The organism is Rhodococcus sp. (in: high G+C Gram-positive bacteria), from assembly GCF_049591685.1.
In the GTDB taxonomy this organism is placed as follows: domain Bacteria; phylum Actinomycetota; class Actinomycetes; order Mycobacteriales; family Mycobacteriaceae; genus Rhodococcoides.
This window is the reverse complement of the sequence record NZ_JBAWFH010000553.1, coordinates 1-8,214: the sequence shown is the minus strand read 5'-3', so window position 1 is coordinate 8,214 and position 8,214 is coordinate 1. Positions and strand designations below refer to the sequence as shown.

The following is an 8,214-nucleotide window of genomic DNA, read 5'->3' as shown; positions in this document are numbered from 1 at the left end:
TCCTACATCTGCCACCCGTGGAGCCCCGGCGAGAGAAATCTCGCTGGGGTTTTCACTGTGAAGGGGAGACCCGTCGGGTCGCTGAGCATGCAATTTGGTACTCGGCGCCCGTACTGTGTAACCTCTTGAAGGCTTCAGCGCACGGATAGTTCGTGCGCCGGAAGTAAAGCCTGCGGAACGGCCAGACCCGCAGTCGATCGCCCCCTTAGCTCAGTCGGTAGAGCGTTTCCATGGTAAGGAAAAGGTCAACGGTTCGATTCCGTTAGGGGGCTCGCTGGATTGGATAGTTCGCGTCGGCGCCTTCTTTAGTGCGAAGGTGTAGGGGTGAGCACCTGAGGCGGTGTAGCTCAGTTGGTAGAGCAAACGACTCATAATCGTTGCGTCGCCGGTTCAAGTCCGGTCACCGCTACACAAGATGAATGCACAGTCCTGATTAACCGGATCAGATTTACCCGAAAGTAGGCATCCAGTGGCCTCCTCCACCGATGTGCGGCCCAAGATCACCTTGGCCTGCGAGGTTTGCAAGCACCGTAACTACATCACGAAGAAGAACCGTCGCAACGATCCCGACCGCCTCGAGCTGAAGAAGTTCTGCTCGAACTGCGGAACGCATCGCGCGCACCGCGAGTCTCGCTAGTAGCGAGCCTCTCGGCTGCAGGTTCTCGTTCGGTCGACGCCACGCGTCAGGTGCATCCCATGCCCTGACGCGTGTTTGCGTCCTGGGTAGACAAGGTAAACCATCCGCGTGTCCGAATCAGTGCAGGATCCCGAGGTCGTGCAGGATCCGGCGGCGCACGCCGCAGCCATGGTGGGTCACCACTACAAGGTGGATCACGCCTATGAAGTGGGCCGCGAGAAGGTGCGCGAGTATGCGCGCGCGGTGCAGGACTGGCATCCGGCGCACCACGACGATGCTGCCGCCAAGAGCCTCGGATACGACGGACTGCTAGCGCCGCTGACGTTCATCTCCCTGGTCGGCATCATCGCGCAGTCGCGGATGTTCAAGGAATTCATCACCGGGTACGACCCGAGTCAGATTCTCCAGACGGATCAGCGTCTCCAGTTCCACAAGCCGATTGCGGTCGGCGACGAACTGTCGTGCGAGGTCTTTCTCGAATCGTTCCGTCAGATGAGTGGTAGTGACATCATCACCACCAAGAACATCGTGACCGACCAGAACGGCGAGTTGGTGCAGACCACGTGGACCACTCTCGTTGCCCGTACCGGCGGCGAAGTCGACGAGAACATCGCCCACGCAGTCAAGGAAGTGATCATGCATGGCGCTTCGTAATTTTGCGGATGTCTCCGTCGGCGACGAGTTGCCCGAGCGTGTGGTCAAGCTGACGCGCGGCGATCTGGTCAATTACGCCGGTGTCTCCGGTGACCCCAATCCGATCCACTGGAGCGACGAGGTCGTCAAGCTCGCGGGTCTGGACAACGTCATCGCCCACGGCATGCTGACGATGGGTCTCGGGGCCGGCTTCGTCACGTCGTGGCTCGGAGATCCTGGTGCGGTCACCGAATACAACGTGCGGTTCACATCGTCCGTGTACGTGCCTGCGGATTCGGCCGCATCGGTCGAGTACAGCGGCAAAATCAAATCCATCGATCCGGAGACGAAGTCCGCGGTCATTGCCATCACGGCGAAGTCCGAGGGCAAGAAGATCTTCGGCCGAGCCACGGCGACCGTCCGCCTGGCTTGACCGGTGGACTCCGGCCCAGCTCGTGTGGGCGGGATTTCGGGGTTCCACAACCAGTGCAGTACACTGAGATTTCTGTGGTTGTTCGGCGCTGCGCGCTGCCGAGGTTCTCTTCGGGGAATCTTCGAGGTAGTGCGTATGTCGTATGAGCGCAGGACGGTCCGATTCGATTCGGATGGGGCCGAAGGGGCGTAGCTCAATTGGTAGAGCAACGGTCTCCAAAACCGTAGGTTGCAGGTTCAAGTCCTGTCGCCCCTGCCCATGTTGCCGGGTCCTCGCCTCGATGCGAGGACGGCAACGGTGTCAGCTACTGAGAGGAACGACGGGTGAGCGAGGAGCGCGACAAGCGCGACGGCCAGTCCGGTATCCCATCGACGCCGGATTCGTCGCCGTCAGATCCTTCGCCGTCGGAGTCCTCGACGTCGGATACCCCCGCTCCTTCTGCCGGAGTGGTTCGTCCCTCAGGCAAGCGAACGGCACGTCGTGCACGTACCGGTTCCAGCGATTCGTCGGCGGACAAGGTGTCCATCACCAAGGCTGCGCCTGCCCGCACGTCGGTGGCCACTCGGTCCGACACCGCCGGCGAGCCCAAGCGAATGAACATCTTCAAGCGCCTGAGCAAGTTCCTCCGTGAGGTCATCGCCGAGCTGCGCAAGGTCATCTGGCCCAACCGTAAGCAGATGGTCACGTACACGAGCGTCGTGCTGGTGTTTGTGGCGTTCATGGTCGCGTTCATCAGCGGTGCCGATCTGGCGTTCATCCGCGGTATCGAATGGCTGTTCGGCTGACGCTTGTTCGCTCTCGATGATCTCCACACCATGCTTCAAACGACAGAAAGGGTGCCTGCTGTGAGCACGCCGCACAACGACGCCACCGAAGTGGCCGCATTCGACGCCGATGTCGAGGCGACCAAACAGGGCCTCGAGGCGGAGCAGGCCGCTCAGGACCGCGAGACCGACGAGGCCATTGCCGCTGACGTCGCTGCTGCCGCTGGCGACGACGCACCAGATGAGGTTGCCGCCGCCGAGGACGCAGAAGCCGAGCCAGGCGTCGACGTCACCGCCGAGTCCGAGGATCCCGTTGCCGAGATGAAGGCTGCGCTGCGCCGCGCGCCCGGCGACTGGTACGTCATCCACTCCTACGCCGGTTACGAGAACAAGGTGAAGGCCAACCTCGAGACCCGTGTCCAGAATCTCGACGTCGGTGACTACATCTTCCAGGTCGAAGTCCCGACCGAAGAGGTCACCGAGATCAAGAACGGCCAGCGCAAGCAGGTCAACCGCAAGGTTCTGCCCGGCTACATCCTGGTCCGGATGGAGCTCAACGACGAGTCCTGGGGTGCTGTGCGCAACACCCCCGGTGTCACCGGATTCGTCGGCGCCACGTCGCGGCCGTCGCCTCTGACCATCAACGAGGTCGTCAAGTTCCTGATGCCGCAGCAGGGTCAGAAGAAGGACGCAAAGGCCGCAGGGGGTTCCGACACCACGTCCGAGAACACGTCGAAGCCCACCATCGAGGTCGATTTCGAGGTCGGCGAGTCCGTCACCGTCATGGACGGCCCGTTCGCGACATTGCCGGCGAGCATCAGCGAGGTCAACGCCGAGCAGCAGAAGCTCAAGGTGTTGGTGTCCATCTTCGGCCGCGAGACTCCGGTCGAACTGGGCTTCACGCAGGTCTCCAAGATTTAAGTCGGCCGACCCAGTGGGCCGCACACACTTGCAGTAGTTACCGCAAGAAACCCGAGCGAATACAAGGAAAAAGAAATGCCCCCGAAGAAGAAGAAGCTGGCCGGGATCATCAAGCTTCAGATCAAGGCAGGAATGGCCAACCCTGCTCCTCCCGTCGGCCCCGCACTGGGCCAGCACGGCGTCAACATCATGGAGTTCTGCAAGGCGTACAACGCCGCGACCGAGTCGCAGCGCGGAAACGTCGTGCCGGTCGAGATCTCGGTCTACGAAGACCGCACGTTCGACTTCAAGCTCAAGACCCCTCCCGCCGCCAAGCTGCTGCTCAAGGCTGCCGGTGTCGAGAAGGGCTCGGGCGAGCCGCACAAGACCAAGGTCGCCACGGTGACCATGGATCAGGTGCGCGAAATCGCCAAGACCAAGGCAGAAGACCTCAACGCCAACGACATCGATCAGGCCGCGAAGATCATCGCCGGTACTGCTCGTTCGATGGGCATCACGGTCAAGGGCTGACAGCTCCGACGCCCGTGACGCAGGTGCACGGCCTGCGGTTCGAGCAAGAAACACCACGTGGGAGGGCCGGCCAGGCCCGACAACCACTTCTGAACTCACAAAGGACAGCAACACATGGCAAAGCGCAGTAAGGCCTACCTCGAGCAGGCCGCAAAGGTGAACGCAGACAACCTGTACACGCCTCTCGAGGCTGCCAAGTTGGCCAAGGACACCGCCTCCAGCAAGTTCGACCCCACCGTGGAGGTCGCCGTTCGTCTCGGCGTCGATCCCCGCAAGGCGGACCAGATGGTTCGCGGCACCGTCAACCTTCCCCACGGCACCGGCAAGACCGCTCGGGTCATCGTTTTCGCCGCTGGTGAGAAGGCCGTCGAGGCCGAAGCAGCAGGAGCCGACGTCGTCGGAGCAGAAGATCTGATCGAGCGCATCCAGGGCGGCTTCCTGGACTTCGACGCAGCGATCGCCACCCCCGATCAGATGGCCAAGGTCGGCCGTATCGCCCGTGTCCTCGGACCGCGTGGCCTGATGCCGAACCCGAAGACGGGCACCGTTACCAACGATGTGACCAAGGCCGTCAACGAGATCAAGGGCGGAAAGATCAACTTCCGCGTCGACAAGCAGGCCAACCTGCACTTCGTCATCGGCAAGGCGTCGTTCGACGACACCCAGCTGGTGGAGAACTACGGTGCTGCACTCGACGAGATCCTCCGTGTGAAGCCGTCCTCCGCCAAGGGCCGCTACGTCAAGAAGGTCACCGTCTCGACCACGACCGGACCGGGAATCCCCGTTGATCCGGCTCGTACGCGCAACCTCCTCGAGGACGGCGCAGAAGCGTAAGCCTCTCGGAACAGCCGAAAAGCCGGCCCCCGTTATCGGGGGCCGGCTTTGTCGTGTTCAGGCTCGCGCGAAATTGCTCGTCAGTTCGCCCAGTATCTCGTCCCACAGCGGTCGCGGCAGGTCGTGGCCCATGCCGCCGATGAGGTGCAGTGTGGAACCCCTGACCGCGCGGGCGACGGCCTTGCCTCCACTCGGCCGCATCAAGCGGTCGGCGCGCCCGTGGACGACGACGGTGGGCGCGGTGATGCGGGCGGCGATGCGACGCAGACTGCCGGTGCCGGTGACGGCCGCCATGTGCCGGATCGCGCCCGCCGGGTTGTAGTTTCGGTCGTACATCTCGCCCGCGGTGACGAGTAGCTCGTCCATCGACGTCGGATACGCCGGGCTCCCGATGATGCGTCGGGTGTTGGCCGAATGCGCGACGATCTCCTCGCGCGAAGCGCCGGGTCCCGGACCCTTCATCAGCGGTATCAGCGCCCGAGGATCGGGAGGCGGGAGGAATGCCTCGTTGGTGCTGGAGAAAATGACGCCGACGCTGAGCACGCGGTCCGGGTTGAGGCCCGCGAACACCTGCGCGATCATGCCGCCCATCGATGCCCCCACCACGTGGACGCGGGGAATCTCGAGGTAGTCGAGCAGGCCGAGGGTGTCCGCGGCCATGTCCTTCAGTGTGTACGGAACGCGGCTCGACGCTCCGAGTTCGGTACGCAGCAGCCGCAGCAGGGTCGATCCCTCGATGCGCTGGCCGTCCATCTTCGTCGACAGCCCGATGTCACGGTTGTCGAATCGGATGACGCGGAATCCGTGCTCGACGATGCGCCCGCAGAAGTCACGGGGCCACAGCGTCATCTGGGCGCTCAGTCCCATGATGAGCAGGACCACGGGATCTTCGGGGTTGCCCATGTCCTCGTAGGCGATGTCGATCTCGTTGGCCGGTGCAAAACCGGTGCGCGTGAGCATGTGTGTCCTTTCACCAGCCGGGTTCGCCGAGGAGGGGTGCGACGAGGTAGCTGGGGTGTTCGGGGTCGATGGTGATGTCCTGCGCGGCGCCGCGGGTACGGATGAGATCGGGCAGGATCGGCATGAACCGCGGGGCGTTGGCCGCGAACACGTCGACGCGGAGGCGGTGACCAGCGACAAGGAGTGCCTCGGTGGACAGTAGGTCGATGTCGAGTTCGATTGCCACCCCAAGCGGAACCGGCAGGAGGGTGTCCTCGGTCAACGGGTGGTTCGGCCTGGTGTAGTCGCCGTTCGGCGCGAAGAGAGACCGTGCGTCGTCGACGGCTCTGCGGGAGGCGAGCAGTGCGCCGTTCGTCAATACCGTCGATTTCCCGCTCGGTGCCACGTCGCAGATCATGACGGCGAACAGTGCTTCGGGGGCATGGCACACGACGCGGAGGTGCAGGTTCATCGGACCCGACAGGACGGTGTCGGCGTGGGCAGCGGGTGTGGTGAACCCGACTGCGCCCTTCTCGGCGAACCGGTTGTCGTAGGTGAACCCTCCACCGAGCGCGGCCGTCACGCCGGCGAGAACCTGGGTGGTGTCTCTGGAAACCGTCGACCAGAGAGACGGACGCACCCCGAACACGCCATGTGAGCCGTCGAGCCTGGTGCCGAGGGAACCGTCGCCGCGGGCGTGGGGCGAGGTCCCCGACGCCGCCGCCGACAGATACAGACGCGTCGGGAGCGCCTGCGGGGCGGGGAATCGTCCGTGCGCGGCCCACCCGCCGCCCTGTTGTCGGAGGGTCACCGGTCCGTACCGCTCGATGCCGTTGTCCTCGTCGCGCAACCATCGGTCGAACCATGCGCGTTCGAGGACGTCGAGGCGTGGTGGGAAGCCGGGTTGGCCGAATCCGACCCCGGGATTGCCGTGGTAGCCGTCGCCCACCAGCAGTTGTTTGTGACCGCGTTCGAGTTCGAGCCGGTTGTAGACATCCGGCGCGGACCCTCCGAAGATGTCGTGCCAACAGCCGTAGACGAAGGTCGGTGCGGTGATGTCCTCGATATCGGCGTCGATGGTGTCGTGGTACGGATCGTCGTAGATTCTGGTGTCGCCGCCGGTGAAAAATCCGCGGGCGAGGTCGAGGAGGTTGGTGGCGGGGGAGCGCAGTCGGTCGCGCAGCCAGTCGGCGACGTCGAGATCCCGCAGCGAGGGCACCCATTTGAGGCCGTTGACCGTGGTCAGCCACAGGGGGATGAACAGTGACGGCGCGCCGCCCGTTGCGAAGATTTCACGCACGATGTCCACCGAGCCCTCGACGGCGAACACCGCGTCGAGCCCCGCAGGTTTCTTGGCGGCCGCTTGCAACGAGTTGATGGCCGAGTACGAGATGCCGGCCATGCCGACGCGGCCGTTGCACCAGGGCTGCGCCAGCACCCAGTCGATCGTTTCGAGTGAATCCTGCTGCTCGCGCGGCCCGAGGATGTCCCACGTGCCGGTGGAGGAACCGGTTCCTCGCACGTCGACGATGAGCTGCACGTAACCGCTGCGAACGAGGTGGCGGTTGACCGAGAGCAGATCGGCCGCGCCGCCCGCCACGACTCTGGTCAACTCGGTGATGCCCTCGAATCGAGTGCCGGAGAAGTCGACGCTGCGCGAGAACCTGCGCAGAAGCGGCCCGATCAGCGGCGCTTCGAGAAGGGTGTCGACCCCTTTGATCAACAGCTTGTTGTATGGGGTGATGTTGAGGACGGTCGGGAAGGGGCCTGCGATTGCTCGTCCCGACGCGTCCGCGGGGCGGAAGACGTATGCCCGAAGAACAACCCCATCGCTCATGGGTATCCGGACGTCGGCTTCGACGACCATCCCCGCATGCCGCGGTTGGGCCTCGACGAGCGCGTGCCAGCCGAGGGCCGCCTCGCCGCCGCTGGGGTCACGCGCTCTGTCCGGGTCCACCGCGGGCCGGAGGAGAGGGCGTGGCACCGCTGAGGTCATAGAGGTGATTGAACAGTCACCGATGCTGGTTTGTCTCGAGAGAGCGAATAGTTGTTGGACCTGACAGTCGCCACCGAACCGGTTGGTGGGCGATCACAGCGCCTTCGGTACAGCAGGCTAGAGCGCCTTCGGTACGGCTGCCTTTGCGAGCACCGATCCGTCGGAGTTCCGAATTTCGATACCGCTGACGTCGGAGCGCATGACAGCGGCGTTCATTCGGCAGTCGATGGTCAGCGAGCTACCGAGAAAACTGCCCGACGCGAGTGCCGCTCCAGATTGCTCGAGCACGTAGACCTCGTACGAGCCCAGCTCGGGCACGCCGTCCACCTCGAGTACCGTTTCGGTGCCCCACGTGTGCGGCACCAAACCGCCCTCGATCTCGATTCCCGACGGGGTGCCGGTGAAGTCGATCTGCTCGTACGCGCCGAGAGTTCCCGGGGGGCCGGTCACCGGTCGGTCTGTTATGACAGTCGCACCGAGTACGGCGCCGCCGCCCACTGCGATCCCGACGACGGCAGCCGCCGCGGCGAGCGCCGCAGGCTGGACT

Annotated in this window: 10 protein-coding genes and 3 tRNA genes; 10 read left to right on the top strand and 3 right to left on the bottom strand. The window is 64.0% G+C overall.

Going from position 1 to position 8,214, the window contains the following annotated elements; translation table 11 throughout:
• Window positions 1-199: 199 nt before the first annotated feature.
• The 10 genes from WBQ44_RS22690 to rplA all read left to right on the top strand — a co-directional run bounded on the left by WBQ44_RS22690 (window position 200) and on the right by rplA (window position 4,732).
• A tRNA-Thr gene (locus WBQ44_RS22690) sits at window positions 200-272 on the top strand.
• A gap of 64 nt (window positions 273-336) precedes the next feature.
• Window positions 337-409: transfer RNA gene (locus tag WBQ44_RS22685), tRNA-Met, on the top strand.
• Window positions 410-469: 60 nt separating this feature from the next.
• Window positions 470-637, top strand: coding sequence for a 50S ribosomal protein L33 (gene rpmG, locus WBQ44_RS22680; protein ID WP_019666436.1), 168 nt, complete (start codon window positions 470-472; stop codon window positions 635-637).
• Between the two features lie 168 nt (window positions 638-805).
• On the top strand, window positions 806-1,291 hold the full coding sequence (hadA, locus tag WBQ44_RS22675; protein ID WP_495568911.1) for a (3R)-hydroxyacyl-ACP dehydratase subunit HadA: 486 nt from the start codon (window positions 806-808) through the stop codon (window positions 1,289-1,291).
• Window positions 1,278-1,703, top strand: a complete 426-nt coding sequence (gene hadB, locus WBQ44_RS22670; protein ID WP_495568910.1) for a (3R)-hydroxyacyl-ACP dehydratase subunit HadB — start codon at window positions 1,278-1,280, stop codon at window positions 1,701-1,703. The genes hadA and hadB overlap by 14 nt, the downstream gene beginning before the upstream one ends.
• Before the next feature lie 182 nt (window positions 1,704-1,885).
• Window positions 1,886-1,958, top strand: a tRNA-Trp gene (locus tag WBQ44_RS22665).
• A 68-nt stretch (window positions 1,959-2,026) separates the two neighbouring features.
• Window positions 2,027-2,488, top strand: a complete 462-nt coding sequence (secE, locus tag WBQ44_RS22660; RefSeq protein ID WP_495568909.1) for a preprotein translocase subunit SecE — start codon at window positions 2,027-2,029, stop codon at window positions 2,486-2,488.
• A 60-nt stretch (window positions 2,489-2,548) separates the two neighbouring features.
• A complete protein-coding gene (nusG, locus tag WBQ44_RS22655; RefSeq protein WP_495568908.1) occupies window positions 2,549-3,388 on the top strand; it encodes a transcription termination/antitermination protein NusG in 840 nt (279 codons plus the stop codon).
• Between the two features lie 75 nt (window positions 3,389-3,463).
• The gene (rplK, locus tag WBQ44_RS22650; protein WP_495568907.1) at window positions 3,464-3,898 is read left to right on the top strand and encodes a 50S ribosomal protein L11; all 435 of its coding nucleotides are present in this window, start codon (window positions 3,464-3,466) and stop codon (window positions 3,896-3,898) included.
• A 114-nt stretch (window positions 3,899-4,012) separates the two neighbouring features.
• The gene (rplA, locus tag WBQ44_RS22645; RefSeq protein WP_495568906.1) at window positions 4,013-4,732 is read left to right on the top strand and encodes a 50S ribosomal protein L1; all 720 of its coding nucleotides are present in this window, start codon (window positions 4,013-4,015) and stop codon (window positions 4,730-4,732) included.
• A gap of 57 nt (window positions 4,733-4,789) precedes the next feature.
• Here rplA and WBQ44_RS22640 read toward each other — a convergent pair whose 3' ends face one another.
• From WBQ44_RS22640 to WBQ44_RS22630, 3 genes are all read right to left on the bottom strand, one after another.
• Complete coding sequence (locus WBQ44_RS22640; RefSeq protein WP_495568905.1) at window positions 4,790-5,692, bottom strand: alpha/beta fold hydrolase; 903 nt, start codon at window positions 5,690-5,692, stop codon at window positions 4,790-4,792.
• A gap of 10 nt (window positions 5,693-5,702) precedes the next feature.
• Complete coding sequence (locus tag WBQ44_RS22635; RefSeq protein ID WP_495568904.1) at window positions 5,703-7,667, bottom strand: CocE/NonD family hydrolase; 1,965 nt, start codon at window positions 7,665-7,667, stop codon at window positions 5,703-5,705.
• 117 nt (window positions 7,668-7,784) lie between these two features.
• On the bottom strand, window positions 7,785-8,214 hold a 430-nt coding region (locus tag WBQ44_RS22630; protein ID WP_495568903.1), incomplete at its 5' end, for a hypothetical protein.

Coding starts and splice junctions, on each gene's coding strand:
- WBQ44_RS22640 (WP_495568905.1), bottom strand. CDS start 5,692: ATGCTCACGCGCACCGGTTTTGCACCGGCCAACGAGATCGACATCGCC.
- rplK (WP_495568907.1), top strand. CDS start 3,464: ATGCCCCCGAAGAAGAAGAAGCTGGCCGGGATCATCAAGCTTCAGATC.
- WBQ44_RS22635 (WP_495568904.1), bottom strand. CDS start 7,667: ATGACCTCAGCGGTGCCACGCCCTCTCCTCCGGCCCGCGGTGGACCCG.
- rplA (WP_495568906.1), top strand. CDS start 4,013: ATGGCAAAGCGCAGTAAGGCCTACCTCGAGCAGGCCGCAAAGGTGAAC.
- hadB (WP_495568910.1), top strand. CDS start 1,278: ATGGCGCTTCGTAATTTTGCGGATGTCTCCGTCGGCGACGAGTTGCCC.
- hadA (WP_495568911.1), top strand. CDS start 806: ATGGTGGGTCACCACTACAAGGTGGATCACGCCTATGAAGTGGGCCGC.